The sequence below is a fragment of the Aquirufa sp. OSTEICH-129A genome (assembly GCF_054558355.1).
The window spans coordinates 225,408-252,405 of sequence record NZ_JBPXKC010000004.1 but is presented as its reverse complement, the minus strand read 5'-3'; the positions used below and the strand labels follow the sequence as shown (position 1 = coordinate 252,405).

Below are 26,998 nucleotides of genomic sequence, written 5' to 3'. Positions count from 1 at the left end.
TATTCGTATGTTGATTTTTATTCTCCTACAATCTTGCCACGGATGATTTGTCCACAAGTAACAGTTCCTGATTTTCCTCCCCAACGTAAAATACTGTAGCCATCAGTCGGCAAAAAGTAACCATTCAAAGTCAAGCGGTAATAGTTAATTGTTCCTCCGCTGTTGTAGCTAAATTTTAATAAAGTCCCAAAGCCATCTTGACACTCTGTTGTGCTACCATCGGTAGTATTCATTTTGTCTGCAGAAATAGTTTCCCATTCTGTTGAACCATTAGGAGAATTTTCCCCTTTAATTCCTGAACCTGAAGGAAGGCAGAAGTTTTGAATTATAAAATGGCTAAAACCAGTTTGCTGACTTTCTTTCTGCGTAATCTTGTACAAGAAAATAGATTTGTTCGTGGTACTATTATATGAACGACTTTCTATTGATACCGTAAATCCAACTTCCGCTACTTGCATATTGGCAGCTAACGATGGAATCGCAAGCGCCAATAGTAGTAGCAAGTTTAGAACACATATTTAGGAATTGGTAATGAAATTCTTTTTCATCGTTTATGTTGATATATAATTTTTTAACACAGAGTATACTTTATTCAGTTAGACCAACAGGCACAATAATTTCCCTGTCAAAATCCTGAAGATTTTCCAAGCATTATAATCACATGTACTGGGTTTAGACAGACAAGGATTCGTCACACGTATTCATTTTGTGTGACGATAATGATCCAAGTTGTCTTTCAAAAACAAATTTTGATTATAATTTAGAAACACGAAGAGAAATAGTACTTTTCAATGACTTTTAAGTCTTATTATTATGGTCGAATTTGTGTTTTTTTTAATGGTTATTGTGATTCATTTCAAAAATTCAAATTCAATCAGCCTGTTACTATTTTTTCTTGTTGACGCAAATATAGTACCATATTTATCATAAAATAATCAAGTAGATTGGCTTAGTAGACTTTCGCAGCAAATCTTGAAGCCATTAATTGATAAATGAGAACATTTTAAATCAATTTAAAATACAAATATTTGTCATATGCTATTTGAAGGCTATAAAATTACATTTTCATTTAAAATAAAAATTTTGATTTTTATTTTAAATTCAGCACAAATATTAATTTGTTGGCATATGTTTATTCCTTTTTAAAAGAATTTTTAAAAGAAGACATAAATGTTTTGGTAAGGATTTTACCATCATAAAATATGAAATTCAGAAAAATATATAGCTAAATGCCATATTTTGGAAATGAGATTTTTGAATAAAAAAATGAGTTCAACAATGTTTTTTTATGAGATTCGTCAGTTTTGCATTATTCTTCTAATGGATTCAAAGCATAGGATACGACCTATAAAAATGCCCAGAAATTGAATTTTTCTAAGACCTGCCAATAAAACTTTTACTAGTGAAGTCAAACCAAGAAGGAGATTCAAGGTTTGTTTTTATGGATACTAGGATAGGCTACGAAGGTATTCGCTTCGCATTTTACTTAGGAATTCGGGAGTAACCCCTATGTAGGCTGCAACAAGTTTTTGGGGGATATCATTGGTTAATGATGGGAAAGTCTGACAAAAATTAGCATATCGTTGTTTAGCACTTAGACTAAGATTATCTATGAGCCTTTGTCGATAGGCAACCAATGAGTTTTCTGTTAATATCCGAAAATATCTTTCTAAGGCGGGTATTTGATCAAAAAGCATTAATTGGTCTTTTCGACTGAGGAGCATGACTTCTGAGTCCATGATGGCTTGAACACTCAGATCTCCTGGTTTTTGTGAAATAAAACTGTACATATCAGTTATCCACCAATTGGCAGGAGCAAATTGCATGATGTGTTCAAATCCATTTTCATCCACAGAAAAGGATCTTAAACAACCTGAAATGACTAAGGCTGCATCTTTGCTTACCTCTCCTCGTTCAAACAAAAAGTCCTTTTTATTCAGTTTCACTCTTCTCCAGGTACTCTCTATCAATGTACATTCAGCCTCCGTCAAGTGGATGAGTTTTTTTATGTTGTTCAAGACTGAGTTTTCTGTCATTGCTAGGAAGGAATTACGGTGTAATCAATCTCTTGAAAATCTGCTACCGATGGTATCCATATGTTTTCAACGAAATGAACATGGTCAGGATGGTTTGTATAAGCTTCATATAAGGCTACGTTTTCAAACTGCATGATTAGCCCAAATTCGTATGGATTTTTAGGGCTAATTTCTTTAAGGCACTGAAAGTTTTGTACGCCTGGTATTTGTGCTAATTTTTTAGCTTCAACAAAGAAAAGATCCTGTTGCTCTTGGTTTATCGTAGACTTAAATTGAAGTAAAACGGAATGATGAATCATGGCATATATTTAATGTTCAAAGGTAGAAATATTTTGTATACCGCAGTTTTGAATCTTGAATAGTTACTATTTTTAAAAGTATGCTTTGAGGGAGAATTGGCCTCTAAGGATTCACGATACGACTATAATTTAATTTTTTTTTGATAAAAAAGCATTTTATCTGACCAAGTCATGTTTTCCGCATTGCCGTATAATCAACCTTTCGTTGTTTCTGCTTGATTATCAAAAAGATACAATAAACAGCTCTATAAATTTATAAGGATAGTTAAGGATGGTTGACTATGCTCAAATGAGTTAGTTGTACTTTATAATATTATTGTTTCTATGAATAGTTCTATTTATGAAGCAGCTTTTATTCAACCTTTTATAACCAAACTCAAACCTCTTATTATGAAAAAACTATCATTACTAATTTTTTGTATGCTCCTGGTTTACCAAGGACTTGCTCAAAGTGTGCAAGTCCGAGGTAAGGTTAGCACTACCGGAGGAGTAGGCGTTCCTGGCACCTCGGTGTTGGAGAAAGGAACGACCAACGGTGCAGTTACCAATGCAAATGGAGAGTACTCGATCCGAGTATCTTCCAAAAATGCCGTTCTAAATTTTTCTTCAGTAGGCTTATTACCTAAGTCAGAAGCCGTTCAAGGCCGTACGGTAATCGATGTCCTTTTAGAAGAAAATCAAAAAGAATTAACTGAAGTGGTTGTTGTGGGATATGGTTCCCAAAGAAAGCAAGATATTACTTCAGCCGTTTCTGTGATCGGTATGAAGGATATTGGAGAACAACCTGCCAATAACATGAACCAATTATTACAAGGCCGTGCATCCGGAGTTGTGGTAAAGCAAAAAGCCGGAACACCGGGTGGAGCCTTTGAGGTTCGAGTTCGTGGTATAGGTTCTTTGGGAGCTGGTAGTGATCCTTTATATGTAATCGATGGTTTCCCTGTAGGTACATCCGTAGGTGCTAACTTTAACCCAAATGACATAGAAAGTATCTCCGTATTAAAGGATGCTGCTTCTACGGCAATTTACGGTGCAAGGGGTTCAAACGGGGTAGTGTTAATTACTACCAAGAATGCGCAAGAAGGAAAAGTGAATGTAAATTTCTCCGTAGACTATGGAGTTAACTCCATTCCTGACTCTCGTCGTGTGAAAATGTTGACAGGCCAGGAGTTTGCGCAATTCAAGAAAGATGTTTTCATGGATGCCATCCGTATTTTACAAAAAAGAGAGCCATCTATTGAGGAGGTTCCGCTAGGATATCGTTTTCCTGAGCAGACTAAATATTCGACAGATTGGTTTGGTGCTATCCTGAATAAGAATTCGGCATATCAAGATGCCAACCTAACCATTAGTTCAGGTAAAGGGCCAATTAAATCCATGTTTTCTGTAGGTTACTACAAGGAAGATGGAGCTATCATGAATACCGATTATGATCGTATTTCTATTCGTTCAAATAACGGTGGTCAGGTGAGTAAGTTTTTAACCGTTGGATTGAATGTTAACGGAAGTTTGACTCGTCAAAATGTAGCGAATACAGATGGTCGTAGTGCCTTAGTAGGTGGCGCATTATTGATGGATCCACGTGAGCCTATTTATAATGCAGACGGATCGATGCGTCCTTATATCGGTGGAGTAGATGGAGCTTTTGGTTTCCCTAATCCTGTATTCTTATTAAAGAATGTTATTCGTAAAAGAAACATTTCGGATGTTTTAGCCAATGCTTTTGCGGAGTTTACCATCATGGAGGGTTTGAAGTTTAGATCTTCCATCAATGGAAAAATGAACTTTAACCGCTTCAAGGAGTTTGTGCCCTCTACCATTGGAGCATCTGTAGCTTCAGGAACAGCTGGTGCACCTCCTAGAATTGCCACAGCTCGTGATATTTCTGAGCAATTACAAAACGTTTCTTTTGATGAGTTATTGACATATTCTCCAAAAATTGGAGAAGACCATAAATTGGATGCAATGCTAGGTTTTACTTCTCAAAAAGAGCAAGTATATGGCATTGATGGTTCTGCCAATACATTCCCTGATGATTTAGTTCCTTATTTAGGTGCTGGATCTATCCGTTCATCTAACTCTTATGAGTATAGCTGGTCTTTATTAGCCTATTTTGCTCGTGTAAACTATGCATTAAAAGATAAATACCTTTTCTCTGCTTCATTCCGTAGAGAAGGAAGCTCTCGTTTTGGAGAGAATAATAAGTTTGGAGATTTCCCAGCAGCATCGGTAGGTTGGAGAATTTCAGAAGAGCCTTTCATGAAGGATATCAGCTTTATCAATGACATGAAAATTCGTGCGAGCTGGGGTGTTACAGGTAACAATAACATTGGTAACTATCCAAGCTTGGCATTCGTAGGGGCAAATAACTACATCTTAGGAAACAGTTTTGCACCAGGTAAAGTGATTAGCAACTTTGCTAACTCTTCTTTGAAATGGGAAAAATCAGATCAGTTGGACATTGGTTTAGATTTAGCCACGTTTAACAATAAGTTGACCTTCACTTTTGAGTACTACAAGAAAGTAACCAACGATATGTTATTACCAGTTTCGATTCCAGCGGTTTCTGGTTTTACTACCAGTTTGGACAACATTGGTCAGGTTCAAAATACAGGGGTTGAATTAAGCGCAGATTATCGCACTAGTTTTGGTCCTGTGAATTTCAGAACTAACATGAACTTAACGATGAACCAAAGTAAAATTTTGGCCATCAAAGGAGCCAATGACATACTTTGGTATGGTAGTTTTTATGGTGGGTATAACGTCATGAAAGTGGGTCGTCCGATTGGTATGATTTACGGTTACAGAAAAGAAGGCATTTTCAATACTCAGGCAGAAATTGATGCTTGGGCTAAGCAAGATGGTGTAATTCCTGGCGGAATGAAGTTCAAAGACATGAACGGAGATGGTGTTATTTCATATGATACACAAGACATGACTGAAATTGGAAATCCAAATCCTGCCTTTACTTGGGCTTGGACCATGGCTGCTGATTACCGTCAATGGGATTTGAACGTATTATTTGTAGGAGCTCAAGATTTTGATATCTACCGTAACATTGAAGCATCTACCATGAACATGGACGGTGTGTTTAACGTATTAGATAAAGCCAAAGATCGTTGGAGATCGGCTACTAATCCGGGTACCAATCCGAATGACAAAAACTCACAAGGAGGAACTAGTTATTTCAAGTGGTCTCGTGAAAGTAGTGAGCGTTATGTATATGACGGAAGTTATGTTTGGTTAAAGGCAGTGACTTTAGGGTATAAACTTCCTAAAATGAACAATATATTCAGCGAGTCTAGAGTATTCTTAACTGCGAATAACTTATTCTTATTTACCAATTACCCAGGAAATAACCCGGACGCAGGTGTTAGAGGTGGAACGGAATTGAACAATGACGATGAGTCATATCCAGTTCCTAGAACAGTGGCTCTTGGTGTTAAATTAAACTTCTAATTATACAGAAATGAAAAAAATAACAGCTTCAATATTATTATCCTTTTGCTTCATTCAGTTTTCTTGTCAAGAAGACTTTTTGAAGACAACAGACCCTACGAGGATTGGTCGAGATTTGTTTTATCAAAACGAAACTCAATTCAATCAAGCTTTGAATGGAATATATGGTCAATTGCAAACGATCACCAACTCGGCCTATATTCAGCAGGAATTTATGTCAGACAATACCACGCTAGACTTCAATCCATTGGATCGTGGAGGTGCAGCTGGTTGGGAGGCATTTGAATTCTCAACGGTTAACCAAGGAAATGGAGAAATCAATACACTTTGGAATAACCATTATGCAACGATGTACAACATCAATTATGCCTTGGAAAAATTAGCTGCTTCTACTATTGATGCAACGGCTAAGGGAGCGATTGAAGGTCAATTGAAATTCTTACGTGCTTACCATTATTTCAACTTAACGCGTTATTTCGGAGATGTGGTTTTAGCAACGAAGACTTTATCAAATCCTAATGAGTCATTTAATTTAGTTCGTTCTCCTCAAGCTGAGGTTTACAAGCAGATTGAAACAGACTTGGGTGATGCAGTCAAGTTATTACCTGCTTCATATCCTGCTTCAGGAAGAGGAAAGGCTACCAAAGGAGCTGCCGTGGCATTGTTAGGAAAAGTTTATTTAACTAGAAAGAACTACACAGCCGCAGTTACTACCTTAAAAGATATTTTGAGCTTAGGGTATTCTTTGAATGCGAATTACAAAGACAACTTTGATCCAGCTAGGAAAAATGGGCCTGAGTCCATCTTTGAAGTTCAATATCAAGGAGGTAACGACTTAGGAGAGCAAAGTAACTTTGTTTATGTGTTTGCCCCTCGTTTATCTCAAGGTGCTGTAACAGGATATGCAAATACAACGCCAAGTGGTAGAAATATCCCTACTCGTGATATGATCAACGCCTATGAGGCGGGAGACTTGCGTAAAGATATTTCCTTGAAAACAGGATATACCTTGAACGGTACTTTTGTTGGTATTCCATTCGTAGCTAAATACCAATATCCGCACACCATTTCTGGTCGCTCGGATAATAACTGGCCGGTATTGCGTTATGCCGATGCATTATTGATGTTAGCTGAATCAATCAATGAATCAGCTGGACCAACAGCCGAAGCATTAGGGTATGTGAATGCCGTAAGAAAAAGAGCTGGATTGGCTGAATTGGCAGGTTTATCCAAAGAAGGTTTACGTGCAGCTATCATGCAAGAGCGTCGTGTGGAATTAGCCTTTGAAAATCACCGCTGGTTTGATTTACAAAGAACCATGACTCCTTCTGAATTGACGGCATTTATGAATGCTCATGGAGCTAGAGAAAAAGCAAATCCTACCGTTTCAAGAGGAGGAATTGCCTTCAACGCTTTGGATTATGTATATTCTGATTTTGAATATTACCTACCTATTCCTGCTCCTCAAATTTTGATTAACAGTAAATTAACCCAAAACCCAGGGTATAACTAAGGGATTTTTTATTTAGATTAATCTTTGTAAAATTGCCGAGTGCTTGGACTTGCTCTCCAAGCCTCGGCAACACAAAGATTTAAACCTATTATAACAAACATTTCTGTGCAAAATAGTACTGAATTTATTACCTTTTTGGGTCGATTACACCCGCTGATTGTTCACTTCCCCCTAAGTTTATTATGGGTAGTATTGCTGCTTGAAGCCATTTCTTGGAAGCAATCATCCAATCAATTTAAACCTGCCATTCATTTGATGCTTTGGGTCGTAAGTATTTCTGCGCTATTGGCAGTGACTTTCGGCTTAATACTAGCCAATCAAGATGATTATGCAGGTAATACTGTAGTCTGGCACCAATGGTCGGGTATTGCAACCCTCGTGTTGGCTGCTTTGGCCTTATTAGCATTTAAAGCGGATGAGACCAAATCCTATCGGGCCTTGTTAATCCTTTCCGTGTTTGGCGTAACTTTTGCCGGACATTATGGAGCCATGTTAACCCATGGTGACGATTATTTGAGTTCTGTTTGGAATCCTGAAATAGCCAAAGATTCTACTTCGGTAGCCCCTAAAATAGATGTTAAAAAATTACAAGGCGACATCAACGTCGATCAGAAAGAAGCTTTAGCCATAGAGGCTAGAAGTATTTTGACAAAACATTGTACCAGTTGTCATGGTACCAAAAAAGTAAAAGGAAAACTTCGTCTTGACGAATTAAAATACGTCTTAAAAGGGGGAGAAAATGGAAAGGCCTTGATTATCGGCCATCCAGAAAAAAGCGATATCATTCATCGCATCAAATTACCTGCTAGTCATGATGACGCTATGCCTACCAAGGGTAAGCGCCTGACCAAAGCAGAAATTGAAGTATTGGAAACATGGATTAAGCAGGGCGCTCCTTGGCCTAATTCTCTCAACACCACTCGTCCTTTAGCTTTGCCTGAAGAAACAGATTTATCAGTTTCTAATGACCTACCTACTGGACCTGCTCCTGCTGCTTTTCAAGAACTAGAAAGTGCTACAGTAAGTCCAGCAGCACAAATTTTAAATGCGAATCAAGTAGATGAATTGAACATAAAAGTTCGAACCATCTTAGCCCATAATTGCTATAGTTGCCATAATGCCACCAAAACCAAAGGAAAACTTCGTTTAGACAAAAAGGAATTTCTGTTTAAAGGGGGTGAAAACGGGCCTATTTTAGTAGCTGGTTATCCAGAGAAAAGTGATATCATTCGTCGGGTTAAATTGCCGGAAGGTCATGATGATGCCATGCCTACTAAAGGAAAGCGTTTAACCAAGGAAGACATTGCCTTACTCGAATTTTGGATTAAACAAGGTGCTCCTTGGCCAACTGGTCCAGAAAAAAGTTTGTATCGAGTAGCTGCCTTGGAGCCTCGTTTACCTAATTTACCTGCGGCTAATGCCCAGGCTCAGCAGCCCATTGATTTATTCGTGGATCAATATTTCAAGAAAAATAAAATTGCTTGGAAAAAACCAGTGGATGATGCTACCTACATCCGTCGGGTTTATCTAGATGTTCAAGGTTTATTACCTTCTCCACAAGCAATCCAAAATTTCATTACAGATAAGCGTCCAAACAAAAGGGAGCAATTAGTTCAATCTTTACTGAACGATAATTCTGCTTATGCCCAGCATTGGTTTAGTTTCTGGAATGATGCTTTGCGGAATGATTATACAGGAACCGGTTATATCACGGGTGGCCGATTTGCCATCTCCAAATGGCTTTATGGTTCATTGAAAAACAATAAACCTTATGAGCAATTTGTCAAGGAATTAATCAGTCCAAACAAAGAGTCTGAAGGGTTTATTAAGGGAATTAAATGGAGAGGAACCATCAACTCTAGCCAAAGTACCGAGATGCAGGCGGCTCAAAACGTAGCTCAAGTATTTTTAGGATTAAATTTAAAATGTGCTTCCTGCCACGACAGTTTTATCAGTGATTGGAAATTGGATGATGCTTATGCCTTTGCCAATGTTTTTGCGGATCAAACCTTAGAAATTCATAAGTGCGACTTACCTACAGGCCGCATGGCTGGCCGAGGTGTTTTGTATAATTCTTTAGGTAAAATTAAAGAAACCCCGATTACAGCTGATCGTTTAGTGCAATTAGCGGATATTTTAGTTCAGAAGAAAAATGGCCGCCTATACCGTACTTTGGTGAATCGGGTATGGGCTCAATTAATGGGAAGAGGAATTGTGGAGCCAGTGGATGTGATGGATAATGAACCATGGAGCCAGGATTTGTTGGATTACTTAGCCTATGATTTTGCCAATAATGGTTCAGATATGAAGCGTTTAATGTATCAGATATTGACGTCTAAAACTTACCAATTGCCGACGGTTGGCTTCAAAGAGGTATCCATGTTGACAGCTTCCAATTATGTCTTTAAAGGAATGACGAAAAGACGCTTAACAGCGGAACAATTTGCTGATGCCGTGAGTCAATCGTTCTTCCCCTTATATTCAGATTCTGCTCTAGCTGTAAAAATGTTACCAGCTGATATCAAGAAAGAAATTCCTTTTGCTCGGGCAGCTTTGGTTAAAAACGATCCATTCTTAACGGCTTTAGGAAGACCTAACCGGGAGACGGTTTCTACCAGTAGAACCTCACAAGCTAACTTATTACAAGCTTTGGAATTGACGAATGGTGTTAAATTTAATTATACCTTAAATACGGGCGCTAAGATTTGGGTTGCTAAATATGCTACCAGTGACGCTTTGGTAAATACCTTGTATCGTCAGGCATTGGGTCGTAATCCGAGTCCTCGCGAGATGGAATTGGCTATTAGGTACTTGGGCAAAAAGCCTACAGTAGAAGGTGTTCAGGATTTTGTTTGGGCTATTACCCTACTTCCTGAATTTCAATTAATTATCTAAGTTTTGAAATAGAATATCGTGTATTTTTGTATATGAAGACGAATTATAACAGAAGGGAATTTTTACAGAATACGAGCATGGCCACTTTGGCAGCTATGGGAATGAACTCGCCTATGGCAAGTTTGCTCGCAGGTTCTAATAATCCAATTGCCCAAAGAGCCGCTACGGCAGATACCGTTATCTTACTTTGGATGGCAGGTGGAATGGCTCATACGGAAACCTTTGATCCCAAACGATATACTCCTTATGAAAAAGGTATGGAAGGGAATCGGGTTTTAAGTACGTTTAAATCAGTACCTACTAAGCTAGATGGCATTCATTTTTCAGAAGGTTTGGAAGGAATAGGAAGTGTTATGGACAAAGGAACCTTAATCCGTTCTTATGTAGCTGCCGACTTAGGTCACATCTTACACACGCGCCATCAGTACAATTGGCATACATGTTATGAACCTCCTCAAACGGTAGCTGCTCCGCACATGGGTGCTTGGATAGCCAAAGAATTAGGCCCTAAAAATCCAGTAATTCCGGCGTTTATTGACATTGGCCAGCGATTCACCGTAGGTGAAGGAGAAGAATTAAAAGCTTTTCATTCGGCAGGATTTTTAGGAAATGAGTTTGGTCCATTTTTCATCCCAGATCCAAGTCAGGGATTGGACAGCGTTCGCCCTCCTGTAGGAATGAACATGAAGCGTTTTGAAAGCAGAAATAAGTTATACAATGATTTAATCAGCAAGAGTCCTTTTGGAGATTTTGGCAGTGATTATCAAAAAGAATCTCTTCGCCGTTCTATGGAGCAGGCTTATATTTTATTGAATTCTCCAGAATCTAAGGCCTTTAATTTAAGCTCTGAACCCAAAGAAAGCTATGATATTTACAATACAGGCCGTTTTGGTTTAGGATGTCTTTTGGCTCGTCGATTAACGGAACAAGGAGCTCGCTTTATTTCAGTGACCACTGAATACGAACCATTCTTTGGTTTTGACACCCATGAAAATGGCCATACGCGCATGGCGGGTATGAAAAAACAAATTGATGGACCTATATCTCAATTGATCAAAGATTTGGATAAAACCGGCCATTTAGATAGAACTTTAGTCATTGTGGCATCAGAGTTCAGTAGAGATATGATGGTAGAAGGGCGCCCTGATCAAACCGTGAAAGAACAGGTGAACCAGCCAGAAATTCTGAATGATATGAAGTTTTATGGAATGCATCGTCACTTTACAGATGGTTGCTCTATTCTGATGTTTGGAGGAGGCATTAAACGTGGACATGTTTATGGTAAAACAGCCGATGAAAGGCCATGTAAAACCATTGAAAATCCAGTGAAAATTGCGGGAATTCACCAAACAATGTACCATGCTTTGGGAATCAAACCTGATACACAGTATGAAATTGAAAAAAGACCTTTCTACACGACACCTGATGGTAAAGGTCAAGTAGTCAAAGATTTATTGATAAAAGCCTAATGAAAGGAATTTACCTTTTTTATACGTATTGTTTGGCACTTGGTTTTGTTCTGACTTTAGATGCATGCTCTTCAAGTAGCGCTTCTCAAGTAAAGGAAGAGCCAATACCCGAATTGGTCAGTTATAATTTTGATATACGGCCTATTCTTTCTGATAAATGCTCTGCTTGTCACGGACCAGATGCCAACAAACGAGAAGCCGGTTTACGACTAGACGATTCCGTTAGTGTATTTAAGGCATTGAAAGAGCATCCGAATGCTTATGCTTTAGTACCTGGAAAGCCAGAATTATCGGAAGTTTTTCTTCGTATCACTACCGAGGATACCATCAAAATGATGCCCCCTAAAGCATCGCATCTGAAGCTTTCTGCGAGGGAAATAGACTTAATAGAAAAATGGATTAAACAGGGTGCTAAATACGAAAAGCATTGGGCATTTGTGGCGCCTAAAAAACCCGCACTTCCCGAGGTAGATCAGAAGGACTGGGTAAAAAATGAGATTGATTATTTTGTGCTTCATAAAATGGAGCAAAAAGACCTAAGCCCGAATGAGGAAGCCGACAAAGAGCGTTTATTGAAGCGGGTCGCGTTGGATCTTAATGGCTTACCTCCAAGCATTAGACAAATGGATCGTTTTTTGGCGGATAATTCACCCAAGGCCTATGAAAAAATGGTGGATGAGTTATTGCGAAATCCAAGTTATGGTGAAAAGATGGCGGTGTATTGGTTGGACTTAGCGCGCTATGCCGACTCACATGGTTATCAAGATGATGGCTATCGTACTCAATGGCCTTGGAGAGATTGGGTCATTCATGCACTCAACAAAAATATTCCTTACAGTCAGTTTGTTACGTGGCAATTGGCAGGGGATTTAGTACCAACTTCTAATCCTGCGCAAGCTAAGGAGCAATTATTGGCCACGGGTTTTAACCGTAATCATAAAATTACGGAAGAAGGGGGCGTCATTCAAGAGGAATATCGGGTCAGTTATGTGGCCGACCGAAGCGATTTATTTGGAAAAGCATTTTTAGGGGTGACCATGGAATGTGCTCGTTGTCATGACCATAAATATGACCCCATTACACAGAAAGATTATTACCAGACATTTGCCTTTTTTAATAATGTAAAGGAAGTAGGGATAGAGTCGGTGATAGGTGGTCCAGAAACCTATGCCAAAAAGCCTTTGATGGAAATTAGTAATGAAGATGTCAAAGGGATTTTGAAGTTTATCAATAAACAGGATACATCGCGATTGATCGTGTCGGTTATGAGTGATTTAGATACCCCACGTGTCAGCACTATTTTAAAAAGGGGAAATTATGATGCCCCTGGCGATGTGGTTCAACCAGCCATGCCGAGTGTTATTTTGCCATTTGCTAAAAATTTGCCTAAGAATAGGCTTGGTTTAACCAAATGGTTATTTGACAGAAAAAATCCTTTAACATCACGCGTTTTTGTGAATCAAATGTGGCAGGAGTTTTTTGGTAAGGGTATTGTTAAAACGGCGGGAGATTTTGGTATGCAAGGAGAATTACCTACTAATCCAGCCTTATTGGATTGGTTGGCAGTAGACTTCATGGAGCATGGCTGGAATATCAAACGCCTAGTCAAGCAAATGGTGATGTCAGCCACTTATCGTCAGTCAGCCAAACTCAGCCCAGAAAAATTAGCCAAAGATCCAGAGAACATCTATTTGTCTCGTTCTTCTCGTTCACGTATCAATGCTGAATTCATTCGCGATGTGGTTTTGTCTAGCAGTGGTTTGTTAGTACCTCAGGTAGGTGGACCTAGTGTGAAGCCATATCAACCACCTGGATTATGGGAGGGTGCTACATCAGGCCGCGGTTTATTGTCTATGTATGTTCAAGACCATGGGGCTAGTTTGTACCGTCGGGGAATGTATACCTTAATTAAAAGAACAGTTCCTCCTCCCACCATGAGTATTTTTGATGCGAGTAATCGCGATGTTTGTGAGGTAAGAAGGTTGAAAACCAATACCCCTTTACAGGCTTTGGTTATGATGAATGATCCGACCGTGCTGGAAGCTTCACGAGTTTTAGCAGCTAAGCTTTTACAAGAAAATAATCAGGTTCCTGATAAAATCAAAAAAGCATTCCGATTGATTGTTTGTCGAAAACCTACGGATAAGGAATTGACTATCTTGACCACTTATTATAGCAAAGAGTTGAAGAAAATCAATTTGAAACAAGCCAATAAAATATTGGCCGTGGGGGAATATCCTATTCCTAATCAAGTAGATAGACAACTGTTAGCGGCCTTAATGCGTGTGGTAAATACCATTTATAATTTAGAGGAAACCATTACTAGAACCTAAGCTGATGTTAGAAAAAGAGATATTAGAGCACGGGCTAAGTTTTAATCGGAGAAGATTCTTATCTACGATGAGTCTAGGGCTAGGAAGTGTGGCCTTGGGCTCCCTTTTGGTCCCTAGTTTATTAAATGGTGGCGACCAAGATGGAGCAGATTTTACACCCGGTATTCCTCATTTTGCCCCGAAAGCAAAACGGGTAATTTACCTATTTCAAAATGGGGCACCCTCTCAGTTAGAGACTTTTGATTATAAGCCCAAACTTTGTGATATGATGGGTTTAGATCTTCCTGCTTCTGTACGAGGTTCGCAGCGTTTGACGGGAATGACGGCCAATCAGGCAAGTTTCCCTTTGGCGCCTTCCTTTACGAATTTCAAACAATATGGACAATCGGGAGCTTGGATAAGTGATATTATGCCTTATACATCTAAGATTGTAGATGATATTTGCATCATACGGTCCATGTATACGGAAGCTATCAACCATGACCCTGCCTTGACCTTTTTTCAGACGGGTTCTCAGCAGGGAAACCGTCCTAGTATGGGTTCCTGGTTGAGTTATGGTTTAGGAAACGAGAATAAAAATTTACCTGACTTTACTGTATTACTTTCACGTGGCATTGGTAATGGGCAAGGGGTATATTCAAAATTGTGGTCCAATGGTTTCTTAGACTCCATTCACCAAGGAGTACAATTTAGCAAAGGAGAGGATCCTGTTTTATACCTGAGAGATCCAGAAGGTATGGGTCGCAAAGAAAGAAGAGAGATGCTAGACCATTTAGCGGAACTCAATGATTTGTCATACCAAGAGTTTGGAGATCCAGAAATTTCTGCCAAAGTCAAGCAGTATGAAATGGCTTACCGCATGCAAACCGCCGTTCCTGAGGTGATGGATTTGTCGAAAGAGTCGGATGATATCATCAAATTATACGGTCCAGACTGTTTGGTTCCTGGAACCTTTGCGGCGAACTGCCTTTTAGCTAGAAAACTCTCTGAAAATGGGGTACGTTTTGTACAGTTATATCACCAAGGTTGGGATCAACATGGAAATCTGCCTTTTGAAATTCAAAGTCAGGCGAAAGATACAGATCAAGCATCTGCAGCCTTAATTACTGATTTAAAGCAACGAGGATTGTTGGATGAAACATTAGTCATTTGGGGCGGAGAGTTTGGCCGTACTTGCTACAGTCAAGGTAAATTGACTATTGAAAATTATGGTCGAGATCACCATCCACGTTGTTTCAGTATTTGGATGGCCGGCGGTGGCATTAAGCCTGGTATGGTATATGGTGAAACGGACGAATTGGGCTATAACGTTCAAAAAAATCCAGTCCATGTACATGATTTTCAAGCAACTGTATTGAATCAATTGGGCTTAGATCATGAAAAATTAGTCTATAAACATATGGGTCGTAGGTTCCGTTTAACTGATGTATCAGGAAAAGTGGTTCGAGATATCATTAGTTAAGTGCTTTATATGAAGAACAGTAAGCTTACCGGTATATTTGAACAGATATTATTAGCCTCTTTTTTCTTTGTAGGCTTTTTACTGGTATTCGAAAGTGAATTAAAAATCCCGGTGTATTTGCAACCAATCGGTCGACTGCACACACTTCTTCTGCATTTCCCCATTGTCTTGTTATTACTGGCTATGTTCATGGAATTTTTCCGTTTTCAAGCTAGCTTACATGAAAACAAGACCTATCTTCAGTTGACAGAATACCTGCTGCTTGTTGGGGCCTTAAGTGCTGGAATAACGGTTATTATGGGTATTTTCCTTGCCAAAGAGCCTGGCTATGGAGGAGGAGATTTATATTGGCATCGCTGGTTGGGTGTAAGCACCTATGTGTTGGCAGCTCTGATATATTGGATTCGAAATAAGAATTGGTATCAAGCCAATATAGCCAAGAGTACTTCGATTGGTATGGCTTTGCTGCTCGTTTTAGTGGGCCATTTTGGAGGGAATCTTACTCACGGAGGAAACTTTGTCCTAGAGCCTTTGATTAAAAGTCAATCAGTGCCCTTGGAAGAAGCAGTCGTATTTCAAGATGTAGTACAGCCTATTCTAGAAAAGAAATGTGTGGCTTGTCATAATCCAGATAAAATCAAAGGAGAGCTTTTATTAACAGATGCGAAGTCCATGGCTAAGGGGGGTAAAACAGGACCACTTTGGGTAGCCGGAAAGCCGGAATTGAGTTTATTGATTCAGCGTGCCCATTTGTCCATAGACGACAAAAAACATATGCCGCCAATCGGTAGGCCACAGTTAAGCGATGATGAATTGCAATTATTAACTTGGTGGGTTAAGGAAAAAGCCTCCTTTACTAAAAAAGTGGTGGATTTAGCCTCCAATGATTCTTTACGGATATTTTCTGCTAAACTCCTTGCTTCCGCTGGCCCGAAAGAAGAGGTGTATGATTTCCCAGAAGCAGATGAAGAGACTATTCAAAAGCTTTCCAATGAGTATCGAACGATAATGTTGTTTGCCAAAGATTCGCCAGCTTTATCGGTTAACTTTTTTAATAAGGCTCAATATAAAGCCCAAAAATTAGAGGAGCTTAAAGAGATCAAAGAGCAAGTAGTTACCTTAAGTCTCGCCAAAATGCCTGTACAGAATTCTGATTTGGCATATTTAAAAGATCTAGAACACCTTCATACGTTAAACCTGAATTTTACCGATATCACGGAAGCGGGATTGAAAGAATTGAATGGATTAAAAGAATTAATGGTCTTATCCCTTTCCGGAACTAAGTTAAAAGCAGCAGGCTTGGCTAATTCTTTAAAAGCCATCCCTAACCTAAAGAAGGTATATGTTTGGGATGCTGGGTTGAGTCGAGAAGATATTCAAATACTTCAAAAACAGGTAAAAGGAATTCAAGTCATAGGAGGATTCCAAGATGATGGAAGCAATCCATTGAAACTTAATCCCCCTCAAGTAAAAAATCCATCTACCATTTTTGATGAGTTTATCATGGCCCAGCTAGGTCATCCGATTAAAGGAGTGGAAATCCGATATACCACCGATGGTAGTATACCAGATAGCGCACAGTCGCCTGTATTTGCTGGAAATTTACGATTGAATCAGAATACGTCTATTCGGGCGAGGGCCTTTAAACCGGGATGGAAAGGTAGTGATGAGGCTATTTTTGATTTTTATCGTGGTCATTTTAAACCTGATAGTGCCGTTTTATTGACTCCACTCAACCGAGTTCATCAAGCCGCGGGTGCCAAAACATTTTTTGATGGTAGATTGGGTACTTTTAATGCCAATAGTCCAGCTTGGGCTAATAATTGGGCGGGAGTTAGAAATAATGACTTAGTATTAGTGTCCATGTTTAAGCAGGCTATTCCTCTTTCCTCTGTGGAATTAAGAATTATGGTAGAAACCCAAACTGGGATTTTCCCTCCGGAATTGGTGGAAGTTTGGGGGGCAAGTGGGGAGAACCAATGGAAGCTTATTACCAAGTTTAAACCCATTATTCCTAAGGAAAACTTTCCGCATAACCTTCCTTTGATTGGGACAAAATTCAAAACAGCCAACGTTAAATACATCAAAATAGTGGCTAAGCCACTGGAGAAAATTCCTGCTTGGCATCCCGCAAAAGATAAACGAGCCTTATTTTTGGTTGACGAGATGTTTTTCAATTAGTTATTCCATTTCATCCTGCTAATTTCTGGTTTTTGTCGCTTTATGCTTGTTCGTTTGCCGAATATAGTTCACTGCCCATTTTTCCTTTTTATATTTGTCGCCATGAAAAATGGTCTTTTATTATTTTTAGGAATTTTACTCATGGGAAGTAGTTCCTTAATTGCTCAGCAAGTTGGTCCACCACCTGCTCCCATTCCTGTAGAGGTAATGTTTGGAAATAACCGCATGAACTTCCAGTTGATACTCAATAAACCCATCGATGCCAAGGGAAAATTCTCCTTTTTCAACGTGACTAATGGCGCGGTGGATTATCATAATAAAAATGAAGAAACGGAGATTGTAGTCGTAAATTCTATTAATTATGATTTAGGAAGCAATTTTAAGGCCGGTGCTGGAGCACAGTGGCATTTTAAATTGGGATTAGTACCCATATTGGGAGTACAATATTTTAAAGCCAATCCAACCTGGTTGCTTTTGGTATCCCCCAATATTTGTTTTTTACCAACCACAAATATGGAGGTTGTGAGTTTAGCAGAATTCAAACCTGTGCTTAGTCCTAAAACCCGACTGTATACGAGAGCCCAAGTTTTGTATAATCAAGTGATTGAAGGGGGAATACATGCCCGTAGCGGATATCAATTTCGGGCGGGTATAAGTCGCCAAAAGTTTACCTATGGCCTCGGAATGAACTTCGATTATTATGGACCGTTCAAGGCTGAAAAATTGAATACAGGTGCTTTTATAAGGATAAGCTTGTAGCTTGAAATAGAGGGATTTAGGCATATTTAACAAGGTCTTTACACATACCTATTGGTATTACTAGGGACTTACCTTATCTTGCTCGTATAAACCTCACTTCAACTATGAAAAAGCTTTGTTTGCTTTTAGGCATATTATGCCTTTCCTACCTATCTTATGCCCAGCATTTAGGTGCAACCGTTTCTTTACCCAATGGCTGGAAGTTAAGTCCAGCAGGAAAATCATTTCCATTAGGGGATTTACCTCTCAATATGGTAATTAGTCATTCCAAAAAATGGGCTGCAGTCTCCAATAATGGGCAAAGTAAACACAGCGTATACCTTATTGATATTGCCAAGCAGCAAGTAGTTGATTCTATGATTGTGGCAAAGGCTTGGTATGGTTTGGCCTTTAATTCAGATGACTCCCAGCTATTTGTATCAGGCGGGCATGATAATAAAATACTTCGCTTAGGAGTAGGTGCCGGCAAATTGAGCTTGTTAGGAGAAATTAAGTTAGGAGATGCTTGGCCTAATCGAATAGCCCCATCGGGTTTAGCCTTTGATGATCTGCGTCAAAGATTATATGTTGTCACAAGAGATAATCGGAGTTTATACATCATTGATGTGAAAAGTAACCAGGTGATTCAACAATTTGGGATGGATGGTGAGGCTTATATGTGTGTGTTAAGTCCAACCAAAAACGAATTGTATGTTTCATGTTGGGGATGTAACCAGGTTTTGGTATTCGATTTAAAAACTAATCTATGGAAAAAGTCCATAGAGGTTGGAGATAATCCAAATGAAATGGTCCTTCATCCCAACGGGAAGTCTTTATTGGTTTGCAATGCTAACGACAACAGTGTCTCGGTGATTGATTTAAAATCACAAAAAGTAATAGAAACCTTGGATGTAGCTTTATATCCTAATTCTCCTGCAGGCTCCACCACAAATGGCTTAGCTATAGATCCAAAAAATAATTATGTATACATAGCTAATGCGGATAATAATTGCCTTGCTGTTTTTGATGTAAGTAATCCGGGAAAGAGTCAAGCGAAGGGATTTATTCCTGTGGGATGGTATCCAAGCAATGTTAAAGTGATTCAAAATCAAATTTGGGTTATTAATGGAAAGGGGAATACCTCCATGGCTAATCCTTATGGGCCAAGACCTATTCGTAAAGGAGAAGAAGTGAATTTGCACGCTGGAGATTCCAATGCACCGAAGGAAGTACAATATATTGGTTCTATGTTTAAAGGATCGATGAGTGTCATTCCGAGTCCCAAAGCAAATGAATTACCTGTTTATACGAAGGCAGCCTATCGAAACTCAGCGTATCAGCCTGATAAATCCGATTTGGCAGATCAGCAGGCTCCAACTTTCCCTATTCCCATGAAGGCTGGGCAAAAGTCTCCCATTAAGTATGTGTTTTATGTCATTAAAGAGAATCGGACCTATGATCAAGTTTTGGCTGATGTGAAAGGTGGAAATGGAGATACCACCTTACTGCTTTTTGGAAGAAAATATACACCAAATCAACATGCCATTGCAGAATCATTCGTTTTGTTAGATAATTTTTATGTAGATGCCGAAGTAAGTGCGGATGGTCACCATTGGACCATGGGAGCTTATGCTACGGATTACATGGAGAAAAGTTGGCCTACTAGCTATGGAGGCCGTGGAGGCGGAATATATGGAGAAGCGGAGCGAAGTGTTTCTCAAAATAAGAATGGATATATTTGGGATCAGTGTAACCGTTATGGAGTTTCATTTAGAACTTATGGTGAATTTGTGTCCAATGGAAAGGCGAATATTCCAGTATTGAATAATCATTTTCACCCTACTTTTCCTAGTTATAATTTATCCATTCAAGATACGACGCGTTTGTCTATTTGGAAGAAGGAATTCGAACAAATGGTTAAGGAAAATAGAGTTCCTAAGTTTAATTCTTTACGTATGGGAAATGACCATACGGAAGGATTACGGATTGGAAGACCAACGCCTTATGCGCATGTAGCGGACAATGATTTAGCGGTGGGTCAATTGATCGAGACTTTAGCAAAAAGCCCTATTTGGAATGAAACAGCAGTATTTATTTTGGAAGATGATGCCCAAAATGGAGCTGACCATGTGGATGCCCATCGCAGTACAGCTTATGTGGCAGGAGGTTTTGTGAAACGTAATTTTGTAGATCATACGATGTATACCACGAGCTCCATGTTAAGAACCATGGAGTTGATTTTGGGTTTGCCCCCAATGACTCAATATGATGCCGCGGCAACGCCTATGTGGAGGAGTTTTGATTCAGTGGCAAAGCCATTTGAGTTTAAAGCCATTATTCCTCAAATTAATTTATTGGAAAAAAATGTGGTTCGAAATGAATGGCAAAGACAATCCGAATTATTCAATTTTGACAAGGAAGATGCCAATAATGATGTAGCCTTTAATCGAGTGCTTTGGCATGGGTTAAAAGGAAATATTCCCTTTCCTGGGCCTAAAAGAGCTGCTTTTATTTTTCCGGTAAAGAAAAAAGAAGAAGATAAGGATTGAGTGAAGTTGGCTTTGAGAGCCTCAGCCAACTTCGAATACCTCAGCCAAAATGTAATGGCTCACAGTCGACTGAGGCTCTCGAAGTCGACTGCTGTAGGTTTATTGCAAGCTTGTGAATTATTACTATGCTTGTAAATATTTCTGCTGTTCGACATTTGTAATGTCGAACATTAGATAAAGTTGGCTTCGAGCACCTCAGCCAACTTCGAGCACCTCAGCCAAAATGTAATGGCTCACAGTCGACTGAGGCTCTCGAAGTCGACTGCAGTAGTTTTATTTCTGCTGTTCGACATTTGTAATGTTGAATATTAGATAAAGTTGTCTTCGAGAACCTCAGCCAACTTCTTGTGGATAAGCCAATTTTAATGCTCCAAAGTAGATTAAGGCTCTCGAAGTCGACTGATGTAGGTTTATAACAAGTTTGTAAATATTCGGTGGCTGAGGTACTCGAAGCCAGCGTAATATCTATGCTTCTTGCTGTATTTTTATTTCCAAGGAATGTGCCTCACGTATAAACCAAGCGGTAGATAAAAGTGCTAAGTTTTTAATAATGTATTGGCCAATCAAAGTAGGGGTGAAAATGAATTGCCACGTGTCATTTGGAAGAAATATGGTTGGGAGGAAAGTGGTGATAAGGTGTAAAACCAAAGCGTAAAAAGCCCAAGAAGTTATGGCAGGAAATAACCAAATCAGGCCTAAGGCACATTCTATGAATCCAAAATAGAAAGAAAATGTTTCAAGCTCTAAGGCTTGATGCAAAGTTGCTTCATACAGGTGTTCTACTAATTTTTCTGCTGGTGAAATGCCTATCACTTTTAATGCGCCGAACCAGAAGTATATGATAAATAAGGAGATTCTACTGAACCAAATGATCGTTTTTCTTTCCATAACCTAAATCCTTTGCTTCAAAACTAAGAGAAGGTGATAGAATTAAAAATGATATACATCAGCTCCCGGGTGGCTAGGGCTCTTGAAATTACTAGATTGTGCAAGTTGGCTTCGAGCACCTCAGCCAACTTGAAATGGCTCACAGTCGACTGAGGCTCTCGAAGTCGACTGCTGTATGTTTTATTCGATAAGTAATATTCTGCTGTTCGACATTTGTAATGTCGAATATTGGATCAAGTTGGCTTCGAGAGCCTCAGCCAACTTCGAGCACCTCATCCAACTTGTAATGGCTCACAGTCGACTGAGGTTCTCGAAGTCGACTGCTTTAGGTTTTATTCGATAAGTAATATTCTGCTGTTCGACATTTGTAATGTCGAATATTGGATCAAGTTGGCTTCGAGAGCCTCAGCCAACTTCGAGCACCTCATCCAACTTGTAATGGCGCACAGTCGACTGAGGTTCTCGAAGTCGACTGCTTTAGGTTTATAACAAGCTTGTGAATTATTATTACCAATCTTGTAAATATTCGGTGGCTGATGTACTCGAAGCCACCGATATTAAGCCATATCCAATGCCCTCAATTGTAGCTTTCTGTTTCCTCTAAACTCATTTACTTCCAAATGATAGACCAATGAAATAGGCTTTTGATTCAAATAGGCATCCATTAAGCCCTCGTAGAAGTCGGCTCTCAGATTAAAGGCAATGACTTCCATAGCCGGATTTTCAGGGTGATCTTGAACAAATAATTTCAGGTGAGCTTCCTTTAAAATGGTGGGTGGGGCAGTTTGGTAAACTTGATTACTTTGAAAAAGGGGAATCATATTTCCTGGTCCGAAGGGGGAAAGACGAATCAACAATTTATCATGAAAAGCTAGATTTAGGGCGGATAGAGGCAATGCTAAATCAATTAATAATTCAGCTTGTGGCGGATTTTCTGTTAATCCAATTTTTACCAATTCATCAAATCGCTGAATAAACGCAGCTAAGTTTTCTGGTTCTAAATGTAAACCAGCTGCATGGGTATGTCCACCAAATTGAACTAACAAATCAGCACATGACTCAAGTGCCGCATGAATGTCAAAACCTTTGACAGAGCGAGCCGAACCTACTAAGTGACCATTTGATTCGGTCAGAATGATGGTTGGGCGATAATAGTGTTCTTGCATTTTACTTGCTACAATCCCTACTACGCCTTTGTGCCAGGACGGATGAAAAAGTACTGTTGAAAAGGCATTGGGAAGGAAGGAATCTTGTTGGAAGATTTCCAAGGCTTGTTGCACAATTTCTTTTTCTACTTCTTTCCGACTTTGATTTTGTTTCAAAACAGCCTCGGCTAATTGGCTTGCTTCCAACATGTCGGAGGATAGTAATAATTTAACAGCACCATGTGCATGGTCCATTCTGCCTGCAGCATTGATGACCGGAGAAATAGAAAAAACAATATCGGTTACTTGGATGGGAGCCGTTCTCCCCGCATTTTGAAGTAAATAGGCTAATCCTGGAGAAGGGTTGTTACTTAGTTTTTCTAAACCAAAATAGGTAAATATTCGGTTTTCTCCCGTAATTGGAACCATATCAGCGGCAATACTGCAAGCTAATAAATCGATGCGTTCCCATAGTGGTTCTGGTTCTAAAAAATTGGCTTCAATGAATGCTTGAAGTAGTTTGAAACCCACGCCACATCCCGTTAATTCTTTGAAAGGATAGGCACAATCTTTTCGTTTTGGATCCAAAACAGCTAAAGCATTGGGCAGTATATCATCTGGTAAATGGTGATCGCAAACAATAAAATCAATACCTTGTTTGGAGCACCAGTCTACCCTTTCATGGGCTTTGATTCCACAATCAAGGGAAATAATGAGGCTATAATCATTGTCCTTGGCATATTGAACACCAGCTTGAGAAACTCCGTAACCTTCTGAATAACGGTCGGGAATGTAATAATCGCAATCGGCTCCCAGAATCTCACTTAAATAACCATAAACCAGAGCTACTGAAGTGGTGCCATCAACATCGTAATCGCCATATATTAGGATTTTTTCACCTGTTTCCAAGGCTAAGCCTAACCTTTCAACGGCTTTGTCCATGTCCTTCATTAAAAATGGATCATGGATTGATGCTATTTCAGGTAGCATAAAAGCTTTGGCTTGCTCAAAGTTTCTTATTCCTCTGGATAAAAGTAAGGATAAGAAATAAGGATTTTTAACGGTACTTAATTCAAGGGAGAGTTGTTGAAATGCTTCTTTATCTGGCGGAGGCAACAGCGCCCATTTCTTTTTAGGCAACATAGCTTATTCGGGAGTCAAGGTACAAATTACGCAAATTTCTAGAAGTATTTTGGGCTTCATTTTGGGTCAGCAAAAGGAACCGGGAATAAATAAATTTTAACAGCTAAATATCGGTAAAAAGCCTTACATGATTTGTTGGATATGAAGATTATCAGGAACAAGATTTTATTGTTGTCCTACTCTTGCGAATTCTGTTATCTAAAATGAATATTTCAAAATGGGCCAAGTTTAAGACAAAAAGTTTTTTTGAAATATATGACCACATAATAAATAAGACTTTAAAAATTACTTATAAAAGTTTATTTTTGTTACTCAATTTTGTATCAGTCTGCTCACACAATATGTGAGTCAGGTTGGCGAAGCCGTAGCAAGACACCCCTTTTCTTTGCAAATAGATTCCCTTTTTTCTGGTAAAATACGTGTCAAACTTTTGACCAAACTACTCCTTAATCCGGCAAGTAAAGTATACCTACGTGGTTTAGAAAGGGAGTTAGGTGTGAGTAGTAACACGGTTCGTTTGGAATTGAACAAACTGAATGAGATGCATCTAATCAAAGTTCAGGTAGATCCGGACAATACCAAAGTGAAGCATTATACAGTTAATACCTCGCATCCGATGTTTAGCTCCTTGCGTGGAATTATCATGCAATTTGTAGGCCTGGATCAAATCATTGAGCAGGTAATAGATAAACTAGGTAATGTAGAAAAGGTTTATCTCACTGGGGATTTAGCCGAGGGGAAAGATTCTCCTTTTGTAGATTTAGTATTGATTGGTGATGTGGACAAAGATTATCTATATCAATTAATTCAGAAAGCCGAGGGGCTTATTCCCCAGAAAAAAATACGCGTAGCGGTGTATGCCAGCCAAGAGCAACATGCTTTCTTGGAAAACTTTAAGGGGTCTTATTTTCATTTGTTGAATTAGTAAAGTGGGATGAAGAAAAAAGTTATTATTGTAAGTGGATATTTTAACCCAATTCATAAGGGACATATTGAGTATTTTGAACACGCCAAAGAAAAGGGCGACTTACTTTTTGTCATTGTTAATAATGATTTTCAAAGAGCTTTAAAAGGAAGCAAGGAGTTTCAAGATGAAAAAGAGCGACTATATATTGTAAAGAATTTAAAAATGGTTGATCAATGTTTTTTATCCATTGATCAAGATCGAACCGTTTCAGCTACTTTAAAGTGGATTCATCAACAATTTGCTAATGATTTTCAATTGACCTTTGCCAATGGAGGGGATCAAAATAATGATACTATTCCAGAAAGACCAATTTGCGAGAAATTGGGTATCGGGTTATTAGATGGACTTGGCCATAAGATTCAATCGTCATCTTGGTTGTTAAGGTAATAACCTAATAATATAGAAATTTATCTTAGACCTAATTTAACAACTTAAGCTGTGTTAGAAAGTCCTAAAAATTTGTGTAGTTCAGACCTGTAAAAGGTATTTGTAGATATTCCTAAAACAATAATACATTGATTTATAGCAAAAAATACATTTATAATTTTTTATAAGTCTATTAAAATTAGTAAAAACAGGGGTGTTGGTGTGCAGTTTGGTGCGTAAAAAATATTAAACTTTCCAAATGAATTTAAACGAAAAAAAAATAGCAATTATTGGATTGGGTTACGTTGGACTACCCTTAGCAATCGAATTTGGTAAAAAATTTAAAGTATTGGGTTTTGATATCAATCAATCCAGAATTCAAGAGCTTAACCTACTAACTGACCGGACCAATGAAGCAGACCTTCTTGGTATGAAAAGTGTTTTGGAATTGGCTAAATTAAATTCTGGTTTGGGCTTGAATTTTTCTACAACAGTTGAAGACCTAAAAAATTATAATGTTTTTATTGTGACGGTTCCAACTCCTATTGATCAATTTAAAGCGCCTGATTTAACTCCATTAATGAAAGCTTCAGCGATGGTAGGTGGAGTGATCAAAAAAGGAGATGTCGTCATTTATGAATCTACTGTGTATCCAGGTTGTACAGAAGAGGACTGTGTTCCGGTATTAGAAAAATATTCTGGATTGAAATTTAATCAAGATTTTTTCTGTGGTTATTCACCAGAACGAATTAACCCCGGAGACAAGATAAACACATTAACTAAAATTAAAAAGGTGACCTCCGGATCAACCCCTGAAATTACTGAAATTGTTGACGGACTATATAGAACTATTATAGAGGCAGGAACACACAAAGCCCCTAGTATTAAAGTTGCAGAGGCATCCAAAGCTATAGAAAATGCACAACGTGATGTCAATATTTCATTTGTTAATGAATTGGCTTTGATTTTTGACCGAATGGGTATTGATACTAATGACGTTTTGGATGCAGCAGGGACCAAATGGAATTTTTTAAAATACAAGCCTGGATTAGTTGGGGGGCATTGTATAGGTGTAGACCCTTATTACCTTGCACACAAAGCCGAAAGCTTAGGCTATCATCCACAGGTGATATTATCTGGAAGAAGGGTAAATGACAATATGGGAATGTTTGTAGCTAATAAATTAGTAAAACTCTTGATTGCTAAAAATCATTTGATTTCAAAATCAAATGTATTAGTGCTGGGAATTACATTCAAAGAGGATTGTCCTGATATACGCAATTCTAAAGTCATAGATATAGTAAACGAATTACAACAGTTTAATATTAATGTTGATGTGTTTGACCCCCATGCTAATGAACATGAAGTTGTGGAGGAATATGGCATAACACTAATTCATAAAATAAATAAAACCTATGATGGTATTATTTTAGCAGTATCTCATAAAGAATTTTTGGGACTCGATTTAGATCTGCTCAAATCATCAAACTCTTCTGTAATTTTCGATACCAAAGCATTTTTAAATCGATCATTAATTGACGCTAGACTATAGTAT

At 38.7% G+C, this 26,998-nt stretch carries 17 protein-coding genes; 12 read left to right on the top strand and 5 right to left on the bottom strand.

The genetic code is table 11. The annotated features are described in order from the left end of the window. Positions 1-17 precede the first annotated feature (17 nt). The 3 genes from SKC36_RS09650 to SKC36_RS09640 all read right to left on the bottom strand — a co-directional run bounded on the left by SKC36_RS09650 (position 18) and on the right by SKC36_RS09640 (position 2,335). Entirely contained in the window at positions 18-503 is a 486-nt protein-coding gene (locus tag SKC36_RS09650) for a hypothetical protein (protein ID WP_459465729.1), read from the bottom strand. 945 nt (positions 504-1,448) lie between these two features. After that, positions 1,449-2,018, bottom strand: coding sequence for a Crp/Fnr family transcriptional regulator (locus SKC36_RS09645; protein WP_459453800.1), 570 nt, complete (start codon positions 2,016-2,018; stop codon positions 1,449-1,451). Positions 2,019-2,038: 20 nt separating this feature from the next. Next, positions 2,039-2,335 (bottom strand): Dabb family protein, encoded by a 297-nt coding sequence (locus SKC36_RS09640; protein WP_459465728.1) that lies wholly within the window; start codon positions 2,333-2,335, stop codon positions 2,039-2,041. Between the two features lie 390 nt (positions 2,336-2,725). On the opposite strand from SKC36_RS09640, the gene SKC36_RS09635 reads away from it, so the two are divergent. The 9 genes from SKC36_RS09635 (at position 2,726) to SKC36_RS09595 (ending at position 20,934) form a co-directional block, all read left to right on the top strand. After that, positions 2,726-5,794, top strand: coding sequence for a SusC/RagA family TonB-linked outer membrane protein (locus SKC36_RS09635; RefSeq protein WP_459465727.1), 3,069 nt, complete (start codon positions 2,726-2,728; stop codon positions 5,792-5,794). A gap of 10 nt (positions 5,795-5,804) precedes the next feature. After that, positions 5,805-7,307: a RagB/SusD family nutrient uptake outer membrane protein gene (locus SKC36_RS09630; RefSeq protein ID WP_459465726.1), complete on the top strand. Its 1,503-nt coding sequence runs from the start codon at positions 5,805-5,807 to the stop codon at positions 7,305-7,307. A 105-nt stretch (positions 7,308-7,412) separates the two neighbouring features. Then, complete coding sequence (locus SKC36_RS09625) at positions 7,413-10,202, top strand: DUF1549 domain-containing protein (RefSeq protein ID WP_459465725.1); 2,790 nt, start codon at positions 7,413-7,415, stop codon at positions 10,200-10,202. 32 nt (positions 10,203-10,234) lie between these two features. After that, on the top strand, positions 10,235-11,671 hold the full coding sequence (locus SKC36_RS09620) for a DUF1501 domain-containing protein (RefSeq protein WP_459453805.1): 1,437 nt from the start codon (positions 10,235-10,237) through the stop codon (positions 11,669-11,671). Next, positions 11,671-14,004: a PSD1 and planctomycete cytochrome C domain-containing protein gene (locus SKC36_RS09615; protein WP_459465724.1), complete on the top strand. Its 2,334-nt coding sequence runs from the start codon at positions 11,671-11,673 to the stop codon at positions 14,002-14,004. The genes SKC36_RS09620 and SKC36_RS09615 overlap by 1 nt, the downstream gene beginning before the upstream one ends. 4 nt (positions 14,005-14,008) lie before the next feature. Continuing rightward, positions 14,009-15,466 (top strand): DUF1501 domain-containing protein, encoded by a 1,458-nt coding sequence (locus SKC36_RS09610; protein WP_459453807.1) that lies wholly within the window; start codon positions 14,009-14,011, stop codon positions 15,464-15,466. A 9-nt stretch (positions 15,467-15,475) separates the two neighbouring features. Continuing rightward, positions 15,476-17,647 (top strand): c-type cytochrome domain-containing protein, encoded by a 2,172-nt coding sequence (locus SKC36_RS09605; RefSeq protein ID WP_459465723.1) that lies wholly within the window; start codon positions 15,476-15,478, stop codon positions 17,645-17,647. Positions 17,648-17,749: 102 nt separating this feature from the next. After that, entirely contained in the window at positions 17,750-18,406 is a 657-nt protein-coding gene (locus SKC36_RS09600; protein ID WP_459465722.1) for a hypothetical protein, read from the top strand. A 104-nt stretch (positions 18,407-18,510) separates the two neighbouring features. Then, positions 18,511-20,934 carry a bifunctional YncE family protein/alkaline phosphatase family protein gene (locus SKC36_RS09595; protein WP_459465721.1) on the top strand — a complete coding sequence of 808 codons (2,424 nt, stop codon included), beginning with the start codon at positions 18,511-18,513 and terminating at the stop codon, positions 20,932-20,934. A 465-nt stretch (positions 20,935-21,399) separates the two neighbouring features. Here the strand turns inward: SKC36_RS09595 and SKC36_RS09590 are convergent, their stop codons facing one another. Both SKC36_RS09590 and recJ read right to left on the bottom strand, forming a co-directional pair. After that, positions 21,400-21,822, bottom strand: coding sequence for a hypothetical protein (locus SKC36_RS09590; RefSeq protein WP_459465720.1), 423 nt, complete (start codon positions 21,820-21,822; stop codon positions 21,400-21,402). A gap of 557 nt (positions 21,823-22,379) precedes the next feature. Continuing rightward, positions 22,380-24,110 (bottom strand): single-stranded-DNA-specific exonuclease RecJ, encoded by a 1,731-nt coding sequence (gene recJ / locus SKC36_RS09585; RefSeq protein ID WP_459465719.1) that lies wholly within the window; start codon positions 24,108-24,110, stop codon positions 22,380-22,382. Positions 24,111-24,540: 430 nt separating this feature from the next. Between recJ and SKC36_RS09580 the strand changes: the two genes are divergently transcribed. The 3 genes from SKC36_RS09580 (at position 24,541) to SKC36_RS09570 (ending at position 26,995) form a co-directional block, all read left to right on the top strand. Next, entirely contained in the window at positions 24,541-25,035 is a 495-nt protein-coding gene (locus SKC36_RS09580) for an ArsR family transcriptional regulator (protein ID WP_459465718.1), read from the top strand. A 9-nt stretch (positions 25,036-25,044) separates the two neighbouring features. Further along, positions 25,045-25,464 (top strand): adenylyltransferase/cytidyltransferase family protein, encoded by a 420-nt coding sequence (locus SKC36_RS09575; protein ID WP_459465717.1) that lies wholly within the window; start codon positions 25,045-25,047, stop codon positions 25,462-25,464. Between the two features lie 238 nt (positions 25,465-25,702). Then, a complete protein-coding gene (locus tag SKC36_RS09570) occupies positions 25,703-26,995 on the top strand; it encodes a nucleotide sugar dehydrogenase (protein WP_459465716.1) in 1,293 nt (430 codons plus the stop codon). The last annotated feature ends 3 nt before the right edge of the window (positions 26,996-26,998 follow it).